This window comes from Enterovirga sp. (assembly GCF_028290205.1).
Classification (GTDB): domain Bacteria; phylum Pseudomonadota; class Alphaproteobacteria; order Rhizobiales; family Beijerinckiaceae; genus Enterovirga.
Genome location: NZ_JAQGKF010000099.1, coordinates 1 through 23,353, shown reverse-complemented (window position 1 = coordinate 23,353; position 23,353 = coordinate 1). Strand labels below are relative to the sequence as shown.

Annotated in this window: 24 protein-coding genes; 8 read left to right on the top strand and 16 right to left on the bottom strand. The window is 70.6% G+C overall.

What is annotated here, in order from left to right; translation table 11 throughout:
* Window positions 1-84: 84 nt before the first annotated feature.
* The 5 genes from JWR86_RS06705 to JWR86_RS06685 all read right to left on the bottom strand — a co-directional run bounded on the left by JWR86_RS06705 (window position 85) and on the right by JWR86_RS06685 (window position 4,025).
* Window positions 85-285, bottom strand: a complete 201-nt coding sequence (locus JWR86_RS06705) for a hypothetical protein (RefSeq protein ID WP_299562575.1) — start codon at window positions 283-285, stop codon at window positions 85-87.
* Between the two features lie 88 nt (window positions 286-373).
* On the bottom strand, window positions 374-574 hold the full coding sequence (locus tag JWR86_RS06700) for a hypothetical protein (protein WP_299562573.1): 201 nt from the start codon (window positions 572-574) through the stop codon (window positions 374-376).
* Between the two features lie 150 nt (window positions 575-724).
* Window positions 725-1,960, bottom strand: coding sequence for a Zn-dependent hydrolase (locus JWR86_RS06695; RefSeq protein WP_299562570.1), 1,236 nt, complete (start codon window positions 1,958-1,960; stop codon window positions 725-727).
* 152 nt (window positions 1,961-2,112) lie between these two features.
* The gene (locus JWR86_RS06690; RefSeq protein ID WP_299562567.1) at window positions 2,113-2,679 is read right to left on the bottom strand and encodes an N-acetyltransferase; all 567 of its coding nucleotides are present in this window, start codon (window positions 2,677-2,679) and stop codon (window positions 2,113-2,115) included.
* A 185-nt stretch (window positions 2,680-2,864) separates the two neighbouring features.
* Window positions 2,865-4,025: a type III PLP-dependent enzyme gene (locus JWR86_RS06685; RefSeq protein WP_299562564.1), complete on the bottom strand. Its 1,161-nt coding sequence runs from the start codon at window positions 4,023-4,025 to the stop codon at window positions 2,865-2,867.
* A 662-nt stretch (window positions 4,026-4,687) separates the two neighbouring features.
* On the opposite strand from JWR86_RS06685, the gene JWR86_RS06680 reads away from it, so the two are divergent.
* Together JWR86_RS06680 and JWR86_RS06675 are read left to right on the top strand one after the other, a co-directional pair.
* Window positions 4,688-6,244: a glucan biosynthesis protein G gene (locus JWR86_RS06680; RefSeq protein ID WP_299562561.1), complete on the top strand. Its 1,557-nt coding sequence runs from the start codon at window positions 4,688-4,690 to the stop codon at window positions 6,242-6,244.
* A complete protein-coding gene (locus JWR86_RS06675) occupies window positions 6,241-6,705 on the top strand; it encodes a GNAT family N-acetyltransferase (RefSeq protein ID WP_299562558.1) in 465 nt (154 codons plus the stop codon). The genes JWR86_RS06680 and JWR86_RS06675 overlap by 4 nt, the downstream gene beginning before the upstream one ends.
* Here the strand turns inward: JWR86_RS06675 and JWR86_RS06670 are convergent.
* Window positions 6,702-7,703: a D-glycerate dehydrogenase gene (locus JWR86_RS06670; RefSeq protein WP_299562555.1), complete on the bottom strand. Its 1,002-nt coding sequence runs from the start codon at window positions 7,701-7,703 to the stop codon at window positions 6,702-6,704. The genes JWR86_RS06675 and JWR86_RS06670 overlap by 4 nt on opposite strands.
* Window positions 7,704-7,861: 158 nt before the next feature.
* Between JWR86_RS06670 and JWR86_RS06665 the strand changes: the two genes are divergently transcribed.
* The 4 genes from JWR86_RS06665 to JWR86_RS06650 all read left to right on the top strand — a co-directional run bounded on the left by JWR86_RS06665 (window position 7,862) and on the right by JWR86_RS06650 (window position 10,637).
* Window positions 7,862-8,434 carry an SH3 domain-containing protein gene (locus JWR86_RS06665; RefSeq protein WP_299562552.1) on the top strand — a complete coding sequence of 191 codons (573 nt, stop codon included), beginning with the start codon at window positions 7,862-7,864 and terminating at the stop codon, window positions 8,432-8,434.
* Window positions 8,435-8,653: 219 nt separating this feature from the next.
* Window positions 8,654-10,054 (top strand): amidase, encoded by a 1,401-nt coding sequence (locus tag JWR86_RS06660; protein WP_299562549.1) that lies wholly within the window; start codon window positions 8,654-8,656, stop codon window positions 10,052-10,054.
* Between the two features lie 89 nt (window positions 10,055-10,143).
* On the top strand, window positions 10,144-10,356 hold the full coding sequence (locus JWR86_RS06655) for a hypothetical protein (protein WP_299562546.1): 213 nt from the start codon (window positions 10,144-10,146) through the stop codon (window positions 10,354-10,356).
* Window positions 10,353-10,637 (top strand): hypothetical protein, encoded by a 285-nt coding sequence (locus JWR86_RS06650; protein WP_299562543.1) that lies wholly within the window; start codon window positions 10,353-10,355, stop codon window positions 10,635-10,637. Before JWR86_RS06655 ends, JWR86_RS06650 begins: the two co-directional genes overlap by 4 nt.
* 40 nt (window positions 10,638-10,677) lie before the next feature.
* On the opposite strand, the gene JWR86_RS06645 is transcribed toward JWR86_RS06650, so the two are convergent.
* The 9 genes from JWR86_RS06645 to JWR86_RS06605 all read right to left on the bottom strand — a co-directional run bounded on the left by JWR86_RS06645 (window position 10,678) and on the right by JWR86_RS06605 (window position 18,056).
* Entirely contained in the window at window positions 10,678-11,445 is a 768-nt protein-coding gene (locus JWR86_RS06645; RefSeq protein WP_299562539.1) for an ABC transporter ATP-binding protein, read from the bottom strand.
* Entirely contained in the window at window positions 11,433-12,185 is a 753-nt protein-coding gene (locus JWR86_RS06640) for an ABC transporter permease (protein WP_299562536.1), read from the bottom strand. Before JWR86_RS06640 ends, JWR86_RS06645 begins: the two co-directional genes overlap by 13 nt.
* 58 nt (window positions 12,186-12,243) lie before the next feature.
* On the bottom strand, window positions 12,244-13,266 hold the full coding sequence (locus JWR86_RS06635) for an ABC transporter substrate-binding protein (protein ID WP_299562532.1): 1,023 nt from the start codon (window positions 13,264-13,266) through the stop codon (window positions 12,244-12,246).
* A 56-nt stretch (window positions 13,267-13,322) separates the two neighbouring features.
* Window positions 13,323-13,889, bottom strand: a complete 567-nt coding sequence (locus JWR86_RS06630; protein ID WP_299562717.1) for a peroxidase-related enzyme — start codon at window positions 13,887-13,889, stop codon at window positions 13,323-13,325.
* Between the two features lie 260 nt (window positions 13,890-14,149).
* Entirely contained in the window at window positions 14,150-14,536 is a 387-nt protein-coding gene (locus JWR86_RS06625) for a VOC family protein (protein ID WP_299562529.1), read from the bottom strand.
* 17 nt (window positions 14,537-14,553) lie between these two features.
* Window positions 14,554-15,963, bottom strand: coding sequence for an NAD(P)(+) transhydrogenase (Re/Si-specific) subunit beta (locus tag JWR86_RS06620; protein ID WP_299562526.1), 1,410 nt, complete (start codon window positions 15,961-15,963; stop codon window positions 14,554-14,556).
* Between the two features lie 3 nt (window positions 15,964-15,966).
* A complete protein-coding gene (locus JWR86_RS06615) occupies window positions 15,967-16,410 on the bottom strand; it encodes an NAD(P) transhydrogenase subunit alpha (protein ID WP_299562524.1) in 444 nt (147 codons plus the stop codon).
* A 45-nt stretch (window positions 16,411-16,455) separates the two neighbouring features.
* Entirely contained in the window at window positions 16,456-17,673 is a 1,218-nt protein-coding gene (locus JWR86_RS06610; RefSeq protein ID WP_299562521.1) for a Re/Si-specific NAD(P)(+) transhydrogenase subunit alpha, read from the bottom strand.
* Window positions 17,674-17,762: 89 nt separating this feature from the next.
* The gene (locus JWR86_RS06605) at window positions 17,763-18,056 is read right to left on the bottom strand and encodes an aa3-type cytochrome c oxidase subunit IV (protein ID WP_299562518.1); all 294 of its coding nucleotides are present in this window, start codon (window positions 18,054-18,056) and stop codon (window positions 17,763-17,765) included.
* 168 nt (window positions 18,057-18,224) lie between these two features.
* Here JWR86_RS06605 and JWR86_RS06600 point away from each other — a divergent pair, with 168 nt between their 5' ends.
* Entirely contained in the window at window positions 18,225-19,466 is a 1,242-nt protein-coding gene (locus JWR86_RS06600; RefSeq protein ID WP_299562515.1) for an amidohydrolase family protein, read from the top strand.
* Window positions 19,467-19,516: 50 nt separating this feature from the next.
* On the opposite strand, the gene JWR86_RS06595 is transcribed toward JWR86_RS06600, so the two are convergent.
* On the bottom strand, window positions 19,517-21,034 hold the full coding sequence (locus JWR86_RS06595) for an NAD(P)/FAD-dependent oxidoreductase (protein WP_299562512.1): 1,518 nt from the start codon (window positions 21,032-21,034) through the stop codon (window positions 19,517-19,519).
* A 269-nt stretch (window positions 21,035-21,303) separates the two neighbouring features.
* On the opposite strand from JWR86_RS06595, the gene JWR86_RS06590 reads away from it, so the two are divergent.
* On the top strand, window positions 21,304-23,256 hold the full coding sequence (locus JWR86_RS06590; protein ID WP_299562509.1) for a PAS domain-containing sensor histidine kinase: 1,953 nt from the start codon (window positions 21,304-21,306) through the stop codon (window positions 23,254-23,256).
* Window positions 23,257-23,353: the final 97 nt, after the last annotated feature.

The following is a 23,353-nucleotide window of genomic DNA, read 5'->3' as shown; positions in this document are numbered from 1 at the left end:
CCACCTCGGAGCAAGGCTGACCGCCCGCCGCCACCGCCCCGCCCTGAAGGCGGCCGCGGCAGGGCGGGCCGCGGTCGGTGCGGCCTAGCGCTCCTTGCGGGAGGCGCCGATCTGGCGCTCGATCTCCTTTGCACCGGAGGCCATGGCCTCCTCCTCCGTGCGCAGGATCCGGTCGGAGCGTTGCACCAGCTTGCCGCTCCGGCGAATCGTCCAGTCGAACGTACCGGGCTTGCGCACGGAAGGCAGGACTTCGAGGGTGTAGGGATGAAACGGGTTGATGGTCATGGCAGAGCGATACCGGGCTAGGGCCTTTCGTCCAAGTGGGCAGCCGTGTCCCGCGGCTCGCGCCGAGCGGATTTAGGCCGGGCTGAGATCAGATCAGGCCCCTGGCGCGGGGCCCGAGCTGTGAGGTCCGCCAGCTCTCATAGGGCTCGGGCGGCGCAACGCCGGCCGCCACCATGATGACGCGGTGCCCCTTGGCGGCGAGTTGGGCCACGTAGAGGTCCACATCGGGGACGGTCTTGACGCTGGCCGTGGTCGCGCCGATCGGGCCGTGAGATTTGACGGTAAACATGTCCGCTGAAGTGGCATTCGCCCTCGCGGAGCGCAAGGTTGTTGCCGGATTGCGGCGAAGGCGCGTTGGCGCGGGGTGCGATCCAGGGCCCGCCTGAGCACAGGCGGCCGAATGGCGAGGGCGGCCACTGACGCAGCCGGGTCGCGCGGGTCAGCCTTCCAGCGTTTGGTCAAAGGCCAAAACGGCGTTGAGCAGGACCTGCGCGCCGGCCGCGCATTGCGCAAAACTCGTCTCCTCCGCCTCGTTGTGGCTGATGCCGTCGCGGCAGGGCACGAAGATCATCGTCGTGGGCGCAACGCGGGCGATATAGGCGGCGTCGTGCCCCGGGCCCGAGACGATGTCCCGATGCGGCAGGCCGAGGCTCTCCGCCGCGTCCCGAACCAGGCCGACCAGGGTCGGGTCGAAATGCACGGCCGGCGACAGCCAGATCCGCTCACAGGCGAAATCGAGCCCGCCAAGTGCCTCCGCCAGCCGGGTCCGCAGATCCGTTTCCATGCGGTCCAGCGTGGCATCGTCCGGATGGCGCAGGTCGATCGTGAGAAAGACCTCGCCCGGGACCACGTTGGTGGAGCCCGGACGGCATTCCAGGATGCCGACGGTGCCGACGGCGAGCGGCCCGTTGGCCTGCGCGACCGCCTCCACAGCCAGGATCGCCCGGGCGGCGCCGACCAGCGCGTCGCGGCGGGCCGGCATCGGCGTCGAGCCGGCATGGGCGGCCGCCCCTGTCACGGTGAGTTCGAACCAGCGGATCGCCTGGACGCCTGTGACGACGCCGATCAGCTTCTCCTCCCGCTCCAGGATCGGGCCTTGCTCGATATGCAGTTCGAACATGGCCGAGAGCGGCCGGCCGCCGACCGGCCGGTCGCCCCGGTAGCCGATCGCGTCGAGCGCGTCGGCGAAGGCGACCCCGTCCCGGTCCTGCCGGGACAGCACGTAGTCGGTGGTGAACACCCCCGCGAAGGCCGCCGAGGCCATCATGGCCGGGGTAAAGCGGGCGCCCTCCTCGTTGGTCCAGTTCACGAGTTCGATGGGCGCATTGGTCTCGTAGCCGATGGCCTGGAGCGAGCGGAGGACCTCGAGCCCGGCCAGGACGCCGAGGCAGCCATCGAACTTGCCGCCGGTCGGCTGCGTGTCGAGATGCGAGCCCATGCAGATCGGCGGCAGGGCGTCGTTGCGGCCCGGCCGGCGCGCGAACATGTTGCCGACCCCGTCCACCGTGACCGTGCAGCCGGCCGCCTCGCAGGCCTGCCGGAACCAGTCGCGCACGCGCCGGTCCTCCTCGGACAGGGTGAGCCGGCGGATGCCGCCCTTGGGCGTGCCGCCGATCTCGGCCGTTTCCATCAGCGTGGACCACAGCCGCTCGCCGTCGATGGTCACGTTGGTCAAGGCACGCTCCCGGCCCGTCGCTGTCCTCAGCGTGCTACCCGGTTCCGGGCCGTTTGTCGCGACCGATCCCTTGGCCCGGCTGATTCGGCGGCCGGCGGGCTGGCGCTCCGCGGCACCGGCGTCAGGGCCGGTGCCGCGGGTCAGGGACGGTGTCAGGCAGCCCGAAGCAGGGTTTGTCCTCGATCACGCTCCGTCTCCCGGAGCTCCGCGGCCCCCAGCGGCGCCGGCCGGCCGGTGGCGGTGACGAGCCCCTGCGCGCCGAAGAGTGCGCCCCGCGCCAGTTCGAGCCCGAGAAAGCGCTCCGCCGCATAGGGGCCGGGCAGGCTGAGCCCGCCCACCGCCTCGCGCGAAAAGCCGAAGCGCCGATAATACGGCTCGTCCCCGACCAGGATCACGGCGCGGTGGCCGAGTTCGGCGGCGCGGGCCAGCGCCTCCCGGACGAGCTTGCCGCCGAGGCCCAGGCCCTGCAGCTCCGGGGCCACCGCGACCGGCCCGAGCAGGAGCGCCGGGCGACCGTCTCCCGCCGCGACGTGCCAGAGCCGGATGGTGCCGACGAGTCTTCCGAGCCGCTCGACCACGAGCGACAGCTCGTCGGCCGGCGCCCGGCCCTCGCGCAGCCGCTCCGACGTCTTGCCGAAGCGGCCCTCGCCGAAGCAGCGGTCGAGCAGGGCCTCGCGGGCCGGAATGTCGAGCACGGTTTCGTGGCGGATCGTGAACATGGACGTGAAGACCTTCCCGGGCGGTGTGGCGGGGAACGGCCCTCGCACGCCCGAAATCCGGGCGCCGTTCGGGAGTGGGTGCGAAAGTGGGCCTCTCCCGCCGGGGCGGGAGAGGTCGAGCCGGCCGGCGCGCAGTGCGCCTGGCCAGTTGTCTCCCCGTCGTGGACGGGGAGACGCAGGCGCCGTCAGATCACGTGCGTGCGCAGCGGCGGCAGGCCATTGAACGCCACGGACGAGTAGGTCGCCGTGTAGGCGCCCGTGCCCTCGATCTGCACCAGATCGCCGATCTCCAGCGACACGGGCAGCCAGTAGGGCGTCTTCTCGTACATCACGTCCGCCGAATCGCAGGTCGGTCCGGCCAGCACGCAGGGGACGCGTCGGTCCTCGTCGTGCTCGGTGCGGATGTCGTACCGGATCGCCTCGTCCATCGTCTCGGCGAGGCCGCCGAACTTGCCGATGTCGAGGAAGACCCAGCGGACATCGTCCTCGGCCTTGCTCTTGTGCGACACGAGCACGACTTCGGACTCGATCACACCCGCATTGCCGACCATGCCACGGCCCGGCTCGATGATCGTCTCCGGAAGACGATTCCCGAAGTGCCGCGAGAGCGCCCGGAAGATCGAATCGCCGTAGGCTTCGACCGCCGGAACGTCCTTCAGGTACTTGGTCGGGAAACCGCCGCCCAGGTTGACCATCGACAGCTGGATGCCGCGATCGGCGAGCTCGCGGAAGATCCGCGAGGCCGAGCCGAGCGCGCCGTCCCAGGCTTCCGTGTTCGGCTGCTGCGAGCCGACATGGAAGGACACTCCATAGGAATGGAGGCCCGCCCGGTGAGCGTGGTCCAGCACGTCGACCGCGAGATCGGGCTCGCAGCCGAACTTGCGCGACAGCGGCCATTCGGCGCCCGCTCCGTCGCACAGGATGCGGCAGAACACGCGGACGTCCTCGGCCCCGGTCGCCGCCTTGGCGCGGGCGATCTTGTCGACCTCGACCTCGCAATCGACCGCAAACAGCCGCACGCCCAGTTCCAGAGCGCGGACGATGTCGCGCTCCTTCTTGATCGTGTTGCCGAACGAGATGCGGTCGGCCGTGGCGCCGGCGGACAGCGCGAGCTGAATCTCCGTCACCGAGGCCGTGTCGAAGCACGAGCCGAGGCGCGCCAGGAGAGCCAGGAGCTTCGGCTCCGGGTTCGCCTTCACGGCGTAGAAGACACGGGTGTCCGGCAGGGCGCGCGCGAACTTGGCGTAGTTCTCGCGTACGACCTCGAGGTCCACGACCAGCACTGGCCCGTCCTCGAGCCCGTTCACGCGGCGGTCGCGCAGGAAATCACGAATGCGCTCGGTCATCGGCGCTCTCCCACAAAGGTTCAAATCGAGGCGCGACGGCCCTCGCCGCCTGTCCTCGGATTTAAGTTCAGGCGGTTGCCCGCCCGGCGTCTTCGGGGTTCGAATCGGTGCGGCGACCGTGCGTTGGAGACACGGAACGACGCGGATCCTCGACCCGAGATGCTGCCTTCGTTTGGATGGGGAGGCCCCGTCCGCACGCCCGGCAAAGAGAAACAAGCCTCTTCGGTGCCGGCCTTTGGAGGGCCGACGAGACCAAAAAAGCCCGTCCGTCGTTGCTTCAAGCTGCGTCCCCCGTGGAGTGCGGGGTTCGCCGGTTTTCCCTCCGGCTGCCGGTTGTTGTCGGGTTCGGTGTTACCACCTGAATCGCCGCCTTGGGGCTCCCGCCCTTCCGGCATCGATCCTAAAACCCTGGCGGCTGTCCGGCCTCTTGTCCGGATGCCCACCAACCGGCACGCGGCCACAGGCACGTGCGAAATTGGGCAAGGCGCAGATAGGGTGATTTGCCCCCAGCCGCAAGTGCCTTCGTATTCGCAGGGCAGAAATCGGGCACCGGCAGGCTCGGCGGACGCGGGTTGCCGTGCCGGCGCCCTGCCTTCACATAATGGTGCCTAGCCCCCCGGACAGGCGGGGCCGATTCCTTCCCTGGTCAGCAGACAGGCTTCATGACGGATACGACCCGCCGCTCGGCCCTTGCCGGGATCGCGACATTTGCGGCCACCGCGGCCGCCGCCCAGGGCAACGCGGCCCCGCCGCTGATCCCTTTCCGCTTCGAAGATGTGATTCGGCGCGCCCGCGACCTGGCGGCGTCGCCGTGGGACGCGGCGGTCCCGCCCCTGCCGGAGCCGCTCAACAATCTCGAATATGACGCCTGGCGCAGCATCCGCTTCCGGCCCGAGCGCTCCTTCCTGGCCCAGGGCGGCGGGCTGTTCCGCCTGCAGCTGTTCCATCTCGGCTTTCTGTATCGCCGCCCCGTGGTCGTGAACGTGATCCGGGACGGGGTGCCGACCCCGATCCCGTACCAGCCGCAGCTGTTCGATTACGGGCAGACCAAGATCGAGCGACCCCTGCCGGTGAATCTCGGCTTCGCCGGGTTCCGCATTCACTACGCCCTCAACGACCCCCGGGTGCTCGACGAGCTGATCGCCTTTCTGGGCTCCAGCTATTTCCGCTTTCTCGGGCGCGACCAGCGCTACGGCCTCTCGGCACGCGGCCTCTCCGTCGGGGTGGGCGGCAAGGAGCCCGAGGAATTCCCCGTGTTCCGCGAGTTCTGGGTGGAACTGCCGCCGCCCGGGGTGGAGCGGATCACCGTCTATGGCCTGCTGGATGGGGCCGCGGTCACGGGCGCCTATCGATTCGACGTCTATCCCGCTCCCGAGACGGAGATCGAGGTCTCCGTCACGCTGTTCCCGCGCCGGCCGATCCGCTCGATCGGGCTCGCTCCGCTCACCTCCATGTTCTTCACGGGCGAGAACGACCGCCGCACGGGGGACGATTTCCGGCCCGAGCTGCACGATTCGGACGGGCTTCTGATCCATTCGGGCTCGGGCGAGTGGATCTGGCGGCCGCTGCGCAACCCGCACAACACCACCGTGTCCGCGTTCTCCGACAGCAATCCGCGCGGCTTCGGCCTGATCCAGCGCGACCGCACCTTCGACAGCTACCAGGACCTCGAGGCCTTCTACCACCAGCGGCCGAGCTACTGGGTCGAGCCCACCGGCCATTGGGGCGAGGGCCGCGTCGAGCTGGTCGAGATCCCCACCAATGCCGAGATCCACGACAACATGGTGGCCTACTGGACGCCGGCCCGGCCGATCGAGGCCGGGCAGGAGACCAGCTACGCCTACCGGCTGAAGAGCCTGACAGCGGGCGGCAACCTCCATCCCGGCGGCAAGGTCGTGAACACCTTCACCGCGCCTGCCCGGGCGAGCGGCTCGGCCGAGCCCGCCGAGAAGGGATTCCGCCGCTTCCTGATCGATTTCGCCGGCGGCAATCTCGGCTTCTACCTCGTCGATCCGGCGCTGGTGCAGCTGGTGGCCAACGCGTCCAACGGCCGCATCGTGGCGACCTCGGTGATTCCGAACGAGCATTCGGGCGGCTTCCGGGCGGCGCTCGATCTGCGCATCGAACCCGGCCAGTCGACCGATCTACGGGCGTATCTGCGGGCCGGCGAGCGGGCGTTGACCGAGACCTGGACCTACCCCTGGACCGCGCCCGAGTGACGGGCGCGGCCGGGGCGACGATCCGAGCGGCGGAGCGGCGCGACCTCGACGGGCTCATGCGCCTGGAGGAGGAGGCCTTTCCGGGCGACCGGCTGGGGCGGCGCGATCTCCTGCACGCCATCCGGTCGCCCACCATCCTGGCACTGGCGGCCGAGTGCGAGGGCGCGCTCGCCGGGTACGTGCTGGTTCAGATCCGGCGCGGCTCGACGCTCGGGCGGCTCACCTCTGTGGCCGTCGCCCAGGCCGCCGCCGGGCGGGGTGTTGGACGGGCGCTGGTGGCGGCGGCCGAGCGCGCAGCACTGGAGGCCGGCTGCGACCGCATGCGGCTCGAGGTGCGGGCGGACAATGCGCGGGCCGCCCGGCTCTATGAGGCCGGCGGCTACGGGGTGATCGGCGAGGTCGCGGATTACTACGAAGACGGCGAGGCGGCACGCCGCCTCGAGAAGCGGCTCGCCGCCTAGAGCATGCTCGGCAGCACCCGATCGGGCGGCCGGTGGCCGTCCATGAAGGTGCGGATGTTCATGATGACCTTCTCGCCCATGTCGTTCCGGCCCTCCTCGGTCGCCGAGCCCATATGGGGCAGCAGCACCACCCGGCCCTGACGGGCGAGCTTGATGAGGCGCGGGTTCACGGAGGGCTCGTGCTCGAACACGTCGAGCCCGGCGCCGGCGATGTCGCCCGACTCGACCAGCCGGGCGAGCGCGTTCTCGTCGATGATCTCGCCGCGTGCGGTGTTCACCACCAGGGCCTGCGGCCGGAGCAGCTTCAGCCGCCGGGCCGACAGCAGATGGTAGGTGGCCGGCGTGTGCGGGCAGTGGACGGTGACAATGTCCATGCGGGCCAGCATCTGGTCGAGCGAATCCCAGTAGGTCGCTTCGAGCTCCTCCTCGATGGCGACGGGGACGCGGCGGCGGTTGTGGTAATGGATGGAAAGGCCGAAGGCGCGCGCCCGCTTGGCGACGGCCTGGCCGATCCGCCCCATGCCGACAATGCCCAGCCGCTTGCCGGTGACGCGGCGGCCGAGCATCCAGGTCGGCGACCAGCCGGCCCATTCGTCGTGCGGAATGACCCGTGCGCCTTCGGGCAGCCGCCGTGCCACCGCCATCATCAGCGCCATGGTCATGTCGGCGGTGTCGTCGGTCAGCACGCCCGGCGTGTTGGTCACCGTGATGCCCCGGGCCAGCGCCGCCTGGACGTCGATGTTGTCGACGCCGTTGCCGAAATTGGCGATCAGCCGCAGGTCCGGCCCCGCCTGAGCCAGCAGGGAGGCGTCGATCTCGTCCGTGACGGTCGGCACCAGCACCTCGGCGCGCCGCACGGCGTCGGCCAGCTCGGCCGTCCCCATCGCCTTGTCGTCGAGGTTCAGCTCCGCGTCGAAGAGTTCACGCATTCGGGTCTCGGTTGCGTTCGGCAACCGGCGGGTGACCACAACCAGGGGCTTCTTACGCGCCGCCATCACTCTCCCCGCCTCGGCCTTGGCCGTGTTTTCACCCGAACTTAACCGTGACCGGCGAGACAGGGGCGGCAAGCGACCGCTGGCGCCCGGCGCGGAACGCCGCTAAGGCGCGCCTCTCCTAGCAGAGCATCGGAATTAGACAACGCATGGCGGAGGTCCAGATGCGACAGCACCCCGCAGCTCGCAGCGGCCTGCGGCCGGCAGCGTTTCTCGCAGCCTGCCTCGCCGCCCTCCTTGGCAGCGCCCTGCCCGGCCGGTCTGCCACCGAACTGCCGGCCGGAAAGGTCTCGGGCCTGCCGCTGCCCCGCTACGTGAGCCTCAAGACCGACCGTGTGAACCTGCGCGAGGGGCCGTCCAAGGATCACAGGACAGCGTGGGTGTTTCAGCGGGCCGGCCTCCCGGTCGAGATCACGGCCGAACACGAGACGTGGCGCCGCATTCGCGACGCCGAAGGCACCGAGGGCTGGGTGCTGCACTCGCTGCTGTCGGGACGGCGCACCGCGCTGGTGATGCCCTGGGCCAAGAACGGCGCCGAGCCCCTGCCGCTGCTGGAACGGGCCGACGAGAGGTCCGCCGTGGTGGCCCAGTTGCAGCCCAACGTGATCGCCAGCGTGAAGGGCTGCCGCGAGGGCTGGTGCCGCGTCGTCATCGTGCTCCCCAACGCCCGCGACCTCACCGGCTTCATGAAGCAGGAGCGGCTCTGGGGCGTCTACCCGAACGAAAAGGTCGAGTAGCCGGCCTCCCCCGCTTGGGGCCGCCGGCTCCGGTGGCTCCCGGTCGACAATGGCCGGCCGGCCCGAGCCCGGCCGGAAAGGTTTGCTGCCGCGCGCCTTGGGCCGAGACACGCCTGGACACGCCGCCGCGCCGCCCGCCGCCTCCATGCTTGCCGCTTCCCGCCGCCCCCGGGCTGTGATCCAGGTGGCCCCTCGACATCTCACGGCGAGGCGCCCCGCATGACCCCACCTCCGTCCGGCGAATCCCTTGCCGACCTCTCGGCGACCGAGCTGCTGCGCCGGTTCGCGGCCGGGGACCTGTCCCCGGTGGACGTCACCCGTGCCGTCATCGCCCGGGTTGAGCGGCTCGAGCCGAAGCTCCGGGCGCTGTACCTGTTCAGGCCCGAGGACGCCCTTGCGGCGGCACGCGAATCCGAACGGCGCTGGCGCGCCGGCGAGGCCCGGGCGCTCGAAGGCGTTCCCGTCACCATCAAGGAGAACATCGCCACCGCAGGCGATCCCATGCCGCTCGGCACGGCGGCCCGCGAACTCCTTGCCGCGCCGGCCGATGCTCCGCCGGCAGCCCGCCTGCGGGAGGCTGGGGCCGTGATCCTGGCGAAGACCACCATGCCGGATTACGGCATGCTGTCCTCGGGACTGTCGAGCTTCCACCCGGTCAGCCGCAATCCTTGGGACCTGTCCCGGACGCCGGGCGGCTCCTCGGCCGGCGCCGGCGCGGCCGCGGCGGCCGGCTACGGCCCGGTCCATCTCGGCACCGACATCGGCGGCTCCATCCGTCTCCCGGCTGGGTGGTGCGGCGTGGTCGGCCTGAAGCCGAGCTTCGGCCGTGTGCCGGTCGACCCGCCCTATTGGGGCCGCGCCGCCGGACCGATGACCCGGACCGTCGCCGACGCGGCCCTCGCCATGCGGGAGCTGTCGCGGCCCGACGGGCGCGACGGCATGAGCCTGCCTCCCGCGGCGCTGCGGTTCGAGGCGGGGGCCATGAGCCCGAAAGGGCTGCGGATCGGGCTTTGGCGCGAGGCCGGCATCGGCCTGCCGGTGGATCCGGAGGTCGCGGCGGCGGTGGAGGCCGCCGCACGCCTGTTCGAGGCCGCGGGTGCGGTTGTCGAGCCCGTGGCGCCGTTTCTCACCCGGAGCATGATCGACGGTCTCGACCGCTTCTGGCGCCAGCGGGCCTGGGCCGACATCTCGGCCCTGTCCGATGCGCAGCGCGGGAAGATCCTGCCCTATATCCGCGAGTGGGCGGAGGGCGGCCGGGACCTGACCGGGGCCGAGGTCTATCACGGCGTCAGCCAGTTCGGGGCCATGCGGGACGCCGCCCTCGCCGCCACCGGCGCTTTCGCGTTCGTGCTGTCGCCGGTGGCGCCCGTCGCGGCCTTCGCGGCCGAGCTGGCCTCGCCCCTGCACGATCCGGCCCGGCCGTTCGAGCATATCGGCTTCACGGTGCCGTTCAACTTCTCCGAGCAGCCCGCGATCTCGGTGCCGTGCGGCATGACCGGCGACGGCCTGCCGATCGGGGTGCAGATCGCCGGCCGGCGCTTCGACGATGAAGGCGTGCTCTCCGTGGCCGCCGCGTTCGAGCACATGCGGGGCGAGTTGCCGCCCTGGCCGAACCCCTGATTGCACCGACATGAACGTTCGCTGCAGGACGCGGTCGGGAACCGTCCAGGGCGCATGTGGCATGGTTTTGAAATCGGAGGATTCGAGCCATGCCTGCCCAACCGGGGCCCCTCAGCCGAAGCGGGCTCGCCCAGATCTTCGCCGATCTCGCCCAACGCGTGATCCCGCTGGGAGCCGCCGGGGTGATCGGGCCGGAATCGGGCCCCTGGGGGCTCGAGGGCCGGGCCTCGCAGGTCTACGCGGCCGTTCGGGCCGAGGGGCACCCGCCCCGCGATCCGGCGGTCCGGCCCCGGCGCGGGTGAGGGCCGCCCTCGCGTTCGGGCTCGCCCTGGTGTCCCTCCTGCTCGATGCCGGCCAGGAGGGGCGTGCGGAACCGCCGGCCGGGCCTCCGCTCGCCATCACGGTGAACCCCTCCGGCTATGCGGCCGGCCCCGAGACGCTGGACCAGAAGCTCGCCCGGCGCGACCGCGAGAGCGAGTACCTGTTCCGGCACATCTGCCGCGATTGCGGCGGGCGCTCGGGGGAGCCGGGCGCGAGCTTCGACCCGCAATCGGCGCTGGACGGTGCGCGCCGGGCGCGGTGACCGGCCCCGGGCGGGGCCGGCCGAACCGCGCCCTGCCCGGCTACAGCTCCGCCGAGCGCTGCGACAGCTCGGCCCGGAGCGCCCGGGCCGTCTCGGCCAGGCGCGGATCGCGCCGGTTGCGCGGCTGCGGCGCGTCGACCCGGATCTCCGCCCCGATCCCGGCCGGGCGGCCGGTCAGGACGATGACCCGGTCGGCCAGGTAGACCGCCTCGTCGATGTCGTGCGTCACGAACAGCACGGTGCGGCCTGTCTCCTGGCGGATGCGCAGGAGTTCGTCCTGGAGGTCCTCCCGCGTCAGGCTGTCCAGGGCCGAGAACGGCTCGTCCATCAACAGCACGTCCGGCTCCTCGGCGAGCGCGCGGGCCAGCGAGACGCGCTGCCGCTGGCCGCCGGAGAGCTGATGCGGCCAGCGGCTGCCGAGATCGCCGAGCCGCACAAGGTCGAGCATGGCCTGCGCGCGCTGGCGCCGCTCCGCCGCCGGCACGCCGCGCCATTCCAGGCCAAAGCCCACATTAGCGGCCACACGGCGCCAGGGCAGCAGGCGCGAATCCTGGAACACCAGGGCCATCGGCGGCAGGCGGCTCTCGCGACGGTCCGGCGAGGGCCGGACCTCGACGGTGCCGGCGCTCGGCTGGGCGAGGCCGATCAGCACCCGCAGCAGAGTCGACTTGCCGACGCCGGATTCGCCCACGATGGCCACGAACTCGCCGGGCTGGATGGCGAGATCGAGGCCGCGCAGGACCTCGGTGCGGCGGCCATCGCGCTCATAGGTGAGCGCGAGGCCGCGGATGTCGATCACGTCCGCCATCGGAGCAGCCAGTTCTGGGCCGCCACGAAGGCGGAATCGATGAGCCCGTACAGGGCGGCCATGGTCAGCATGTAGACGAGCACAATGTCGGTCGCGAGCAGGCTCGAGGCCTGCATCATGCGCTGGCCGACACCCGGCACGCCGAAGATTTCGGCGGCCACGACCGCCATCCAGGCCTGGCCGAGCGCCGTACGGAGCCCGACCATGATGCCGGGGGTGGCGGCCGGAAGCAGGATTTTCACCAGCCGGGCGCGGGCCGACCGGAAGCCGAAGGCCTCCGCCACCTCGACGAGATCGCGATCGACGCCGCGGATCGCGCCCTGGGTCGCGAAGAACACGATCCAGAACACGCCGATGGCGATGATGAACACCGCCGCGGCCGGCTCGACGCCGAACCAGATGATGGCGAACGGCACCCAGGCGAGGCCCGGGATCGGCCGGATCAGCCGGACGATCCAGGCGGTCAGGTCCTCGACCAGCCGGAACATGCCGCTGGCGGTGCCGAGCGCCACGCCAAGCAGCGATCCGACCAGAAGCCCGGTCGCGTAATGCGACAGGCTCGACAGCACGGCAGCGAGCCACACCCCGGATCGGATCTCGCTCGCGAGCGCGGCCGGGATCGCCGAGGGAGGGGGCACGAGCGCAGCGTTCAGCAGCCCGAAGCGCGGCAGCGCCTCCCAGACCAGGAGGAACAGCCCGAGCCCGAGGGCCGCCAGAACGGTGCGGCGGAGGCGGGTCATGCGGCCCTCGCCGTACTGGCCAGCGCAGCGGAGGGGGCGGCCGGCCTGATCGGGCCCGTCACTTGGCGCCCGACTTCACCGCCTGGTCGTAGAAGCGCGGCTCGAACAGGCCGTCCAGGGGCGCCTCCTTGTCGAGGGTGCCGATGGAGACCTGGTAGCTCTGCATCTTGGCCGTGGCGTCGATGATGGCGCGCGGGTCGGTGATGAAGCGGGAGGCCGGCGAGGTCAGCGCCTTGGTGATGGTCGCGAGGTCGACGATGCCCTTGCCGAGCGACTGCTCGACAAACGGCGCGGCCTCGGCCGGCTTCGCCTTGAGCATCGCGTCGGCCCGGACGAGCGCATCCACCAGCGCCTGCACGGCGGCCGGGTTCGCGGCCATGAAGGCCGGCGTCACGGCGACCACGGTGCCGGGCTGGGAGGGGAACATTTCCCCGCCGGTGGCCACCAGCTTGATGCGCGGATTGCGGCCCTGGAGGATGGTCAGAGCCGGCTCGCGGATGGCCGCCCCCTCCACGGCTCCGACCAGCACCGCCTGCTGCGTGCCGTCGATCCCCATGGAGATGATCTCGGCGTCAGCCTTGTCGACCTTGCCCACGGCAAACAGCCAGTGCTGCAGCGTGGTGTTGGGCACGGAGCCGGGCGGCTGCGCGGCGAGCCGCGCGGCTTTGCCCTCCTTGGCCCGGAACTGCTTCAGCGCGTCGGCGGCCGACACCCCGTCGGCGAAATAGGGCGCGAGCTTCGGCCCGGCCACGAACACCATTTCCTCGACAGCGGTCGCGGTGACGACCTTGGACTCGACGCCCTTGGCCCGGGCCACGGCCAGCGGCATCACGCCGGCCACGTAGACGTCGAGCGTCCCCGAGGCGAGCGCCTGGATCATGTTGGGGCCGGATTCGAAGGTGGTGACGCGGGCGTCGATGCCGGCCTGTTTCAGCCAGCCGGCGCCATTGGCCACAAAGAGCGGGGCCGCGCCGATGATCGGGATCACGCCCACCCGCATCGGGGTCTGGGCCGCGGCGATGCTCGGAAGGGCGAAGGAAGCGGCAACGGCAAGGCCGGCCGCGACGAGCCTGGACAGCATGGTTCGGATCCTGAGGAGAATGGTTCTCCTTACACCGTCCGTTATACAGGACGATACTACAAACCAGATTCGTGGTTTCGAGCCTGCCCGTGATACTCCGAATTGGGCCGCATATCGACGGCGGACGCCATCCGGTTGGACATGTTGAAGAAGGCCGACACGGCGCTGATGTCCCAGATGTCGCGGTCGGAAAAGCCTGCCTTGCGCAGAGCGGCGCGGTGCTCGTCCCCGACGGACCAGGGCTCGACCGTGAGCGTAACGGCGAAGTCCAGCATGGCGCGGTGCCGGGGGGCGAGCCGGGCGGCCCGGTAGTTCATGGCCATCAGCTCCCCGAGAGCCGGATCGCCGGAGAGCTGGCGGACGGCGGCGCCGTGCGCAGCCAAGCAGTAGTAGCAGCGGTTCTGGCTCGACACGGCGACCGCGATCATCTCGCGTTCGAGCTTGGACAGGCCGGACGGAGCCAGCATGAGGTCGTTGTACATGGCCGCGAAGGCGTCGAGCTTGGCGCGGTCATGCGCATAGGCGACGAGCACGTTCGGCACGAAGCCGATCTTCTCCTCGCACTTTGCGAAATAGGCCTGCATCTCGGGCGAGAGTTCGCCTGGCGGCAGGTCCAGCGCCATGGCCTCGTGGCTGAGCTGCGGCGCGGGCTTGAGCCCGACCTCCGGCTTCGGAGGCCGGGTTCCGGACGGCGCGGCCGCCTCCTCGCGCCGGCGCGTGCGGTCCGGTCCAGGCTGGGCCATGGTCTACTCCCGTGCTTCCGCGGCGCCCGGGCGGTCGTCAGACCGGCGGCGTCCCGCCCCTCAAGCGCCTCGACCGAGCGCCGGTTCCGACGCGGCCGAGCGGTTCCGGCCGGCCCCTGCGTTTCGCCGGCCGGAGCCGGTCAGACCGCCGTGCGCTCCAGCAGCTCGATCGAGACGTCGTCCGGGCCGCGGAGAAAGGCGATGCGGAGCCCCGGCCGGAACTCGGTCGGCTCCATGGTGAACTCGATGCCCTTGGCCTTCAGCTCGGCCACGGCCGAGTCGAGCTGCGGCACGCGCAGCCCGAAATGCTCGAGGCCGCGATGCGGACGGGGGCTGGCCGGGCGGGTGCCCTCGGGCACGCGGTCGATGAAGATGTTCAGCCCGGGAAGGGCCACGGCGACGCGCAGCAGCTTCTCCGTCTCGAGCCGCTCCCCCAGCGTGGCGCCGAGGTGATCGACATAGAAGCGTGCGGCCGCGTCCGGATCGAGGCTGCGGATGTGGATGTGGTCAAGCGCGGCCTCGAACATGAAACTCCCCGACTCCCTTAATGCGCCATGGCCTTGTTGATCGCGTCCACCATCTTCTTGGCGTCCCCGAACAGCATCATGGTGTTGTCTTTGAAGAACAGCGGGTTCTCGACGCCCGCATAGCCCGACCCCATGCCGCGCTTGATGAACAAGACGGTCTTGGCCTTCTCCACGTCGAGAATGGGCATGCCGTAGATCGGCGAGGACTTGTCGGTCTTGGCGGACGGGTTCGTGACGTCGTTGGCGCCGATCACGAAGGCGACGTCGGCCTGCGGGAATTCGCCGTTGATGTCCTCGAGCTCGAACACCTCGTCATAGGGCACGTTGGCTTCGGCCAAGAGCACGTTCATGTGCCCCGGCATGCGGCCGGCCACGGGGTGGATGGCGTATTTCACCTCGACCCCGGCCTTCTTCAGGTTGTCGGCCATCTCGCGCAGCGCATGCTGGGCCTGGGCCACCGCCATGCCGTAGCCCGGCACGATGATCACCTTCTCGGCGTTCTGCATGATGTAGGCGGCGTCATCCGCGGAACCCTGTTTCACGGGCCGGCTCTCGACGGCGCCGGCAGCGGCACCGCCCGTCTCGCCGCCGAAGCCGCCGAGAATGACGGAGACGAAGCTCCGGTTCATGCCCCGGCACATGATGTAGGACAGGATGGCGCCCGAGGAGCCGACCAGCGCGCCCGTGACGATGAGCGCCAGGTTGTGCAGCGTGAAGCCGATGCCGGCCGCCGCCCAGCCCGAATAGCTGTTCAGCATCGACACCACGACCGGCATGTCGGCGCCGCCGATCGGGATGATCAGCGTCACGCCGAGCACGAAGGCAACGAGCACGATCAGCCAGAACGCCAGGTGGCTCTGGGTCCGGATCAGGACGGCGACCAGGATCACCAGCGCGACCGCGAGCGCGATGTTGATGAGGTGGCGCTGGGGCAGCAGGATCGGAGCCCCGGACATGCGGCCGTCGAGCTTGAGGAAGGCGATCACCGACCCCGTGAAGGTGACGGCCCCGATGGCGACCCCGAGCGACATCTCGAACAGGGAGCCGCCGAAGATGCGGCCGGTGGCCGGGTTGACGATGCCGAAGGCGAGCGGGGCGTAGAGCGCGCCGGCCGCGACCATCACGGCTGCGAGGCCGACCAGGGAGTGGAAGGCGGCCACGAGCTGCGGCATGGCCGTCATCGGCACCCGCTTGGCGATCACCGCGCCTGCGCCCCCGCCGAGGCCGAGGCCGAGGATCACCAGCAGCCAGGCCAGCGCGCCGGACGGCGGGTGGCCGATCAGCGTGGTCAGGATGGCGATGCCCATCCCGATCATGCCGTACAGGTTGCCCTGGCGGGAGGTGGTCGGGTGCGAAAGGCCCCGGAGGGCCAGGACGAAGAGGATGCCCGAGACGAGGTAGAGAAGGGCCGAGACGTTGCCGGACATCGCTCAGCCCTTTTTCTTGTACATGGCCAGCATCCGGTTGGTGACCAGGAAGCCACCGAAGATGTTGATCGCTGCCATGATCACGGCGAGGAAGCCGAAGGCCCGTGCCCAGCCGTGCCCCTGCAGGCCAGGCCCGACCGCGACGCCGGCCGAGAGAAGGCCGCCGACCACGATCACCGAGGAGATCGCGTTGGTGACCGACATCAGCGGCGTATGGAGGGCCGGTGTCACGGACCAGACCACGTAGTAGCCGACGAACACCGCCATCACGAACACGGCGAGCTCGAACACCACCGGATCGACATGGCCGCCCGTCGCCGCGCTGGCGGCCTGGGCGAGGCCCGGCGCGATCTGATCGAGATAGCTCTGCGTCGCTTCCGCGGCGGCCCGGGCCTGCCCGGCGGAGTGCTTGGCGGCTTCGAGCGCCTGGTCGTTGGTCATCGCCATCCGCACGGTCTCCGGAGGTCTCGGGTGGTGAAGGAAACCTTCACGCTACAGCGTCACGGCGTCGGCCAGGGTGGGGGCCGGCGCGGGGGTGGCGGCGGGTGCGAGGGCCGGCTGCGACGGGGTCGGCTGGGGCGCCGCGGCCGCGCCGAAGAGCGGGTGCACGGCCTGCCCGTCCCGGGTCAGCAGCGTCGCCTTGACCAGTTCGTCGTCCCAATTCACGGCCAGCGTCTTGGCGCTCTTGTCGACCAGGGTTTCGACGAAGCTGTAGAGATTGCGGGCATAGAGGCTGGACGCCGTCGCAGCGAGCCGGCCGACATTCGAGTAGCCCACCACCTTCACCCCGTTGGCCGTGGTGGACATCTCGCCGTCGAGGGCGCCCTCCACGTTGCCGCCGCGCTCCACCGCGAGGTCCACCACCACCGAGCCCGGCCGCATCGAGGCCAGCATCTCGGCCGTCACGAGCTTCGGCGCGGGCCGGCCCGGGATCAGGGCCGTTGTGATCACGATGTCCTGTTTGGCGATGTGAGAGGCGGTCAGGGCCGCCTGCTTGGCCTGGTACTCGGCCGACATCTGCTTGGCGTAGCCGCCGGCCGTCTCGGCCTGACGGAATTCCTCGTCCTCGACCGCGATGAACTTGGCGCCGAGCGACTCCACCTGCTCCTTGGCGGCCGGGCGCACATCCGTGCCGGTCACCACCGCGCCGAGCCGCCGCGCCGTAGCGATGGCCTGGAGGCCCGCCACGCCCGCGCCCATCACGAAGATGCGGGCCGCCGGCACGGTGCCGGCCGCGGTCATCATCATGGGCAGCGCCCGCCCGTATTCGGCCGTGGCATCCACCACCGCCCGGTAGCCGGCCAGGTTGGCCTGGCTGGACAGCACGTCCATCACCTGGGCGCGCGTGATGCGGGGCATCAATTCCATGGCAAAGGCCGCGAGGCCCCGCTCGGCCAGAAGGCGCACCTCGCGCTCGTGGCCATGCGGATCCATCACGGCGATCAGCAGGGCGCCCCGCTTGGCGCCGTCCAGCGTCTCCGCCCGGGGACGGCGGACGGACAGGACGATGTCGGCATTGCCCAGAACGGCGGCCCGGTCCGCCACCGTCGCGCCGGCGGCCTCGAACTCACCGTCCGGCACCCCGGCCGCCACGCCGGCACCGCGTTCCACGGCGACGGAAGCCCCGAGGGTCGCGTATTTCTTGACCGTCTCGGGCGTCGCCGCGACGCGGGATTCGCTGGGGGCGTCCGACAGGACCGCGATCCGCATCTCAGCACTCCACTCCGTCACACGCCCTCGGCCGCAGCCCGGCCAGGTCCGCATTCATCATGGCCGGGCGAGAGGCCCGGCAGCAAGTCCTAGAAGAGCAGCAGCATCAGCAGCATCAGGCCCAGCACCACGGCCGGCGCGCGCCAGGACACCGCCGTCGAGAAGAGGCCGATGCCGGTCGCGATATGGGCCAGCAGGATCATGAACACGGCAGACAGCCAAGCGTGCTTCACGCCACCGAGCGCCAGCCCGACCACGATGCAGGCCACAAAGATCGAGCCGACGGCCGTGAAATGCACGAAGCCGTCATAGGTCCGCTCGTGGGCCTTGCCGTCCATCTCGGGACGGTAGGCGGCACTCGGGTTCACGTTGGTCTGGGCCACCGGCCGGCTCTCCGCTGATCAGGGGTTCGGGCTGTAGCCGATGCCCTGCGGCCCTGCAATGCGGAGCCGCGCTCCGGCGTTCCGGCCGGGTGGCTTGCCGGGACCGCGACATTTCCGGATCTTGGGGGCTCGGCCACAGAGCGGGGCCGACGGAGCATCTGCGACACCATGCCGGACACCCCTATCCTGTTCACCCATGCGGCCCTGCTCGACGGCACCGCGGACGAGCCGCGGCCCGATACCAACATCCTGGTCGAGGGCGGCCGCATCCGGGAGGTCTCGGATCGGACGATTCGGCGCGAAGGGGCCCGGGTGGTCGATCTCGGCGGCCGCACGCTCATGCCCGGGCTGATCGATTGCCACGTCCACGTCATCGCCACGCTGGCCGATCTTGGCGGCAACGCGCTGCTGCCGGACGCCCTGGTGGCCTTCCGGTCGGCCGAGATCATGCGGGGCATGCTCCGGCGCGGCTTCACCACTGTGCGCGACCTCGGCGGCGCCACGCATGCCCTGGTCCAGGCGATCGAGGAGGGGCTGATCGAGGCGCCCCGGCTCGTGATCTGCGGCAAGGCCCTGTCCCAGACCGGCGGCCATGCGGATCTGCGCGGCCGCACGGAGGAGCGCGATTTCGCCTACCAGGCGCGGCGGCTCGGCGCGCTGGGCCGCGTCGCCGACGGCGTCGACGCCGTGCGGCAGGCCTGCCGCGACGAGATCCGGCGCGGCGCCACCTTCATCAAGATCATGGCCAATGGCGGCGTCGCCTCGCCGACCGATCCGATCGCCTTTCTGGGCTATTCGCGCGACGAGATCCGGGCCGCCGTCGAGGAGGCGGAGAACGCCCAGACCTATGTGGCCGCGCACCTGTACACCGACGAGGCGATCCGGCGCGCCGTGGAATGCGGGGTGCGCTCGGTCGAGCACGCGAACCTGATCCGCCCGGAGACGGCGCGGCTGATGCGCGAGCGCGGCGCGATCGCCTGCCCGACCCTCGTCACCTACGAGAAGCTGAAGAGCGAGGGCGCGGCGCTGGGGCTGCCGGCGGATTCGGTCGCCAAGATCGACGACGTGCGGCTCGCTGGCCTCGAATCCCTCGGCATCATGCGGGAGGCGGGCGTCACCATGGCCTATGGCACCGACCTCCTCGGTCCCATGCACCGGCACCAGTCGGAGGAGTTTGTGATCCGGGGCGAGATCCTCCCGGCTATCGAGGTGATCCGCTCGGCCACCTCCTACGCGGCCACCCTTCTCCGCATGGAGGGCCAGATCGGCACCGTGGCGGCGGGCGCCCATGCCGACCTGATCGTGGTGGATGGCGACCCGTTGGCGGACCTGTCGCTCCTCACCGGCCAGGGCCGGCACATGCCGATCATCATGCAGGGCGGCCGGCTGGTGAAGAACGAGCTCAATTAGGGCTTGGTGCGGCAGCCGGGTGGCGGGCGGGCGACAACCTCGTCCGCCGCCTAGCCGAAGCGGTAATGGGCGAGCGGGAAATGCCCCGCCCGCCAGAGGGCCTGCAGCGTCGACATGGGCCGCAGCAGCGACGCCTCGCCGTGCTGATTGAAGTAGTAGCTGTTGGCGGGCGCGCAATGGCCGTTCGTGAACACCGAGCTCCCCATGCGCAGCTTGATCTCGCGAAAATACGCGTCGTTCGCCTCGCTTGTGACCTCGAAGCTGCGGCCGCCGCGGCGGCGCATCTCGCCCAGGCAGCGGGCGATGTGCTTCATCTGCGCCTCGATCGTGAAGAAGTAGGACAGCCCCGTGAAGGCGTAGGGCGAGGGCAGGTTGAACAGGTTCGGAAAGCCCGGGACGGTGATGCCCTCGTAGGCCTGCGGGTGGTGCTCGCGCCACCAGGCGCCCAACTCGATGCCGGAGCGGCCGACAATCTCGAAGACCGGGAAGTTGCCCGGCTCCCAGACCTTGTAGCCGGTTGCCAACACCAGCGTGTCCACGGCCCGCCTGACGCCGTCGCCGGTGACCACCGCATCGGCCTCGATGCGGGCGATGGGCTCCGTCACGAGCTCCACATGGGAGCGGGTGAAGACCGGGTAATAGTCGTTGGAAAAGGTCGGGCGCTTGCAGCCGAAGGTGTAGGCCGGAGTAAGCTTTCGGCGCAGCTCCGGGTCGGCGATCTGACGCTCCATGTGGCGCCGGCAGATCTGCTCCGTGGTCCGGGCCAGAAACGGCAATTGCCGGTGATGCAGGGCCCCGGTGACCAGCATCAGCTCCAGCAGCGTGGAATTGGCGGCGCGCGCGAGCCGCTGCGCCACGGGAAGGCGCGCAAACAGCGCCCGGAGCCGCGGCGGAATCGCCCGATCCCGCTTCGGCGAGACCCAGATCGGCGTGCGCTGGTGCACGTAGAGCCGGGCCAGGCGCGGGGCGATCTCGGGCAGAAGCTGCACGGCGGTGGCGCCCGTGCCGATCACGGCCGCGGTGCGGCCGGTGAGATCGTAGCTGTGGTCCCATTTCGCCGTGTGCATCACCTTGCCGGCGAAATCGTCGAGCCCGGCGATGTCGGGCCGCTTCGGCTGCGACAGGAATCCCGTCGCCACCACCAGGATGCGGCCGGTCACGGGGGGCTGGCCGGCGAGATAGACGGTCCAGCACGAGGCCGCCTCGTCATAGACCGCCCGCTCGACCCGGGTGTTGAACCGCATGAAGCGGCGCAGCCCGTACCGGTCAGCCACGTCGTGGGCATAGGCCCTGAGCTCGGCCCCGGGCGCGAATTGCCGGCTCCAATGCGGGTTCGGCGCAAAGGAATACGAGTAAGTCACGGACGCGATGTCGACCGCGACGCCCGGATAGGTGTTCAGGTGCCAGGTGCCGCCGAGATCGTCGGCCTGGTCCACCATGAGGATCGACCCGATCCCCATGCGGCCGAGCTGGATTGCCGCCCCCATGCCGCCGAACCCGGCGCCCACGATGACGACCTCGTGGTCGGGTGCGGGGCTGGCTCGCGGCTGCGTCTCGGTCGGGCCCACGCAAGTCTCCGGGAGCTTCGCAGGGCCGCGTCGCTCTGGCGCGGTCGCGGGCTCCGGTGCCGAAGCCGCCTTCAGCATCACGGCAGAGCGGCGCGCCCGCAAGTCGGGCCGAACGGCCGCCCGGAGCCGGCCCCGCGGGCGCCGCCGCGCCTGGGGCATGCGGAAGGCCAAGGACACGGAACCAAACCGCGTCTTCCGCGTTCGGTCGGGTTTGTGGCCTCAGAGCTCTCGCCCGGCGCACGAGCAGGCGCCACCGCACAAGGGTCGGGATGACCGAAGAGCCAATCTCAGACGAGCAGCGTTACAGGCTGCTGGTTGAGGCCGTCACGGATTACGCCCTCTACATGCTGGACCCGACCGGGACCGTGACGAGCTGGAACCCCGGCGCCCATCGCTTCAAGGGCTACACCGCGGACGAGATCATCGGCCAGCACTTCTCGCGGTTCTACACGGACGAGGACCGCGCCACCGAACTCCCGGCGCGGGCGCTGGCGACCGCCGAGAACGAGGGCCGCTTCGAGCAGGAGGGCTGGCGCGTCCGCAAGGACGGCACGCGCATGTGGGCGCACGTCATCATCGACCCGATCCGGGCGCCTTCGGGGCGGCTGCTCGGCTTCGCCAAGATCACCCGCGACATCAGCGAGAAGAAGGCCGCCGAGGACGAGCTGCGGCGCAGCGAGGAGCGGTTCCGTCTCCTGGTCCAGGGCGTGACCGACTACGCCATCTACATGCTGGACGGCGACGGCCGGGTCACCAACTGGAACGCCGGAGCGCAGCGCTTCAAGGGCTACACGGAATCCGAGATCGTCGGCGAACACTTCTCGCGTTTCTACACCGACGAGGACCGGGCCACCGGATTGCCGGCCCGGGCCCTCTGGACGGCGCTGACCGAAGGCCGCTTCGAGCAGGAGGGCTGGCGCGTCCGCAAGGATGGCACCCGGTTCTGGGCGCATGTCGTGATCGACGCGATCCGCGACCACCAGGGCGAGCTGATCGGCTTCGCCAAGGTGACCCGTGACGTGACGGAGCGGCGCGATGCCCAGCTCGCCCTCGAGGAAACGCGCGCCAGGCTCCTCCAGTCGCAAAAGATGGAAACCGTCGGGCAACTGACCGGCGGCGTGGCGCATGATTTCAACAATCTGCTGGCCGTCATCACCGGCAGCCTCGACCTTCTCCGCAAGCGGGTGCCGGACGACCCCAAGATCGCGCAACTGATCGACAACTCGACCGAAGCCGCGAAGCGGGGAGCCGCGTTGACCCAGCGCATGCTGGCTTTCGCGCGCCGCCAGGAACTGCGGACCGAGCCCGTCGAGGTGCCCGAACTGGTCCGCAGCATGGCCGACCTCTTGCAGCGCTCGATCGGACCGACGGTGGAGATCGACACGCAGTTCCCGCTGCGGGTGCCCCCCGCCCTGGCCGACGGCGGCCAGCTCGAACTGGCCCTGCTGAATCTCGTGATCAACGCGCGCGACGCCATGCCGGAAGGCGGCCGGATCGTGATCTCCGCCCGTGAGACGCAGGTGAGGACCGGGGGCCCCAAGGGCCTCAAACCCGGCCCCTATGTCTGCCTCACGGTGTCGGACACCGGAACCGGAATGGACGAGGCCACCCTGGCCCGCGCCGTGGAGCCGTTCTTCACCACCAAGGGCGTCGGCAAGGGCACCGGCCTGGGCCTGTCCATGATCCACGGCTTTGCCGAGCAATCCAGGGGCACGCTGGTGCTGCGCAGCGCCCCGGGGGAAGGCACGGCGGCCGAGCTATGGCTGCCGGTGGCGACAGTCGAACGGCCGGCCGCCCCGCCCGCGCGCGCGCCGGCCGTCCGGGCGGCGAGCCCGGGCCTCACCGTGCTGGCGGTGGATGACGACGCCCTTGTCCTGATGAACACGGCCGCGATGCTGGAAGACCTCGGCCACTCGGTGATCGAGGCCACCTCGGGCGAGCAAGCGCTGCGCGTCCTGCGCCGCGGTGCCAAGGTCGATCTCGTGGTGACCGATCAGCTCATGCCCGGAATGCTCGGCACCCAGCTTCTCGCCGAGATCAGGAGCACCTGGCCGGACCTCCCGGTGGTGCTGGCGACCGGCTATGCCGAGCTGCCAGCCGGAACAGATTCCGGCCTGCTCCGCCTCAGCAAGCCGTTCTTCCAGGAGGACCTGGAGCGGGCCATTGCCCGGAGCGTGAAGACCGCGGACGAGGGGCGGGTGGTGCCCTTCCGGGCCAGATAGCCGGCGGCGGCGCGGCTCCGGCGCTGCGGGAAACCGGCTCTTCAGGGCGAGCGAGGGGGCCCGGCTACGGCTTGGCGAGGGGGTGGCGCACCCGACA

Coding starts and splice junctions, on each gene's coding strand:
- JWR86_RS06700 (WP_299562573.1), bottom strand. CDS start 574: ATGTTTACCGTCAAATCTCACGGCCCGATCGGCGCGACCACGGCCAGC.
- JWR86_RS06610 (WP_299562521.1), bottom strand. CDS start 17,673: ATGCGGATCGCGGTCCTGTCGGACGCCCCCAGCGAATCCCGCGTCGCG.
- JWR86_RS06655 (WP_299562546.1), top strand. CDS start 10,144: ATGCCTGCCCAACCGGGGCCCCTCAGCCGAAGCGGGCTCGCCCAGATC.
- JWR86_RS06680 (WP_299562561.1), top strand. CDS start 4,688: ATGACGGATACGACCCGCCGCTCGGCCCTTGCCGGGATCGCGACATTT.
- JWR86_RS06705 (WP_299562575.1), bottom strand. CDS start 285: ATGACCATCAACCCGTTTCATCCCTACACCCTCGAAGTCCTGCCTTCC.
- JWR86_RS06635 (WP_299562532.1), bottom strand. CDS start 13,266: ATGCTGTCCAGGCTCGTCGCGGCCGGCCTTGCCGTTGCCGCTTCCTTC.
- JWR86_RS06630 (WP_299562717.1), bottom strand. CDS start 13,889: ATGGCGCTGGACCTGCCGCCAGGCGAACTCTCGCCCGAGATGCAGGCC.
- JWR86_RS06625 (WP_299562529.1), bottom strand. CDS start 14,536: ATGTTCGAGGCCGCGCTTGACCACATCCACATCCGCAGCCTCGATCCG.
- JWR86_RS06640 (WP_299562536.1), bottom strand. CDS start 12,185: ATGACCCGCCTCCGCCGCACCGTTCTGGCGGCCCTCGGGCTCGGGCTG.
- JWR86_RS06690 (WP_299562567.1), bottom strand. CDS start 2,679: ATGTTCACGATCCGCCACGAAACCGTGCTCGACATTCCGGCCCGCGAG.
- JWR86_RS06600 (WP_299562515.1), top strand. CDS start 18,225: ATGCCGGACACCCCTATCCTGTTCACCCATGCGGCCCTGCTCGACGGC.
- JWR86_RS06645 (WP_299562539.1), bottom strand. CDS start 11,445: ATGGCGGACGTGATCGACATCCGCGGCCTCGCGCTCACCTATGAGCGC.
- JWR86_RS06620 (WP_299562526.1), bottom strand. CDS start 15,963: ATGTCCGGCAACGTCTCGGCCCTTCTCTACCTCGTCTCGGGCATCCTC.
- JWR86_RS06615 (WP_299562524.1), bottom strand. CDS start 16,410: ATGGCGATGACCAACGACCAGGCGCTCGAAGCCGCCAAGCACTCCGCC.
- JWR86_RS06665 (WP_299562552.1), top strand. CDS start 7,862: ATGCGACAGCACCCCGCAGCTCGCAGCGGCCTGCGGCCGGCAGCGTTT.
- JWR86_RS06685 (WP_299562564.1), bottom strand. CDS start 4,025: ATGACCGAGCGCATTCGTGATTTCCTGCGCGACCGCCGCGTGAACGGG.
- JWR86_RS06660 (WP_299562549.1), top strand. CDS start 8,654: ATGACCCCACCTCCGTCCGGCGAATCCCTTGCCGACCTCTCGGCGACC.
- JWR86_RS06590 (WP_299562509.1), top strand. CDS start 21,304: ATGACCGAAGAGCCAATCTCAGACGAGCAGCGTTACAGGCTGCTGGTT.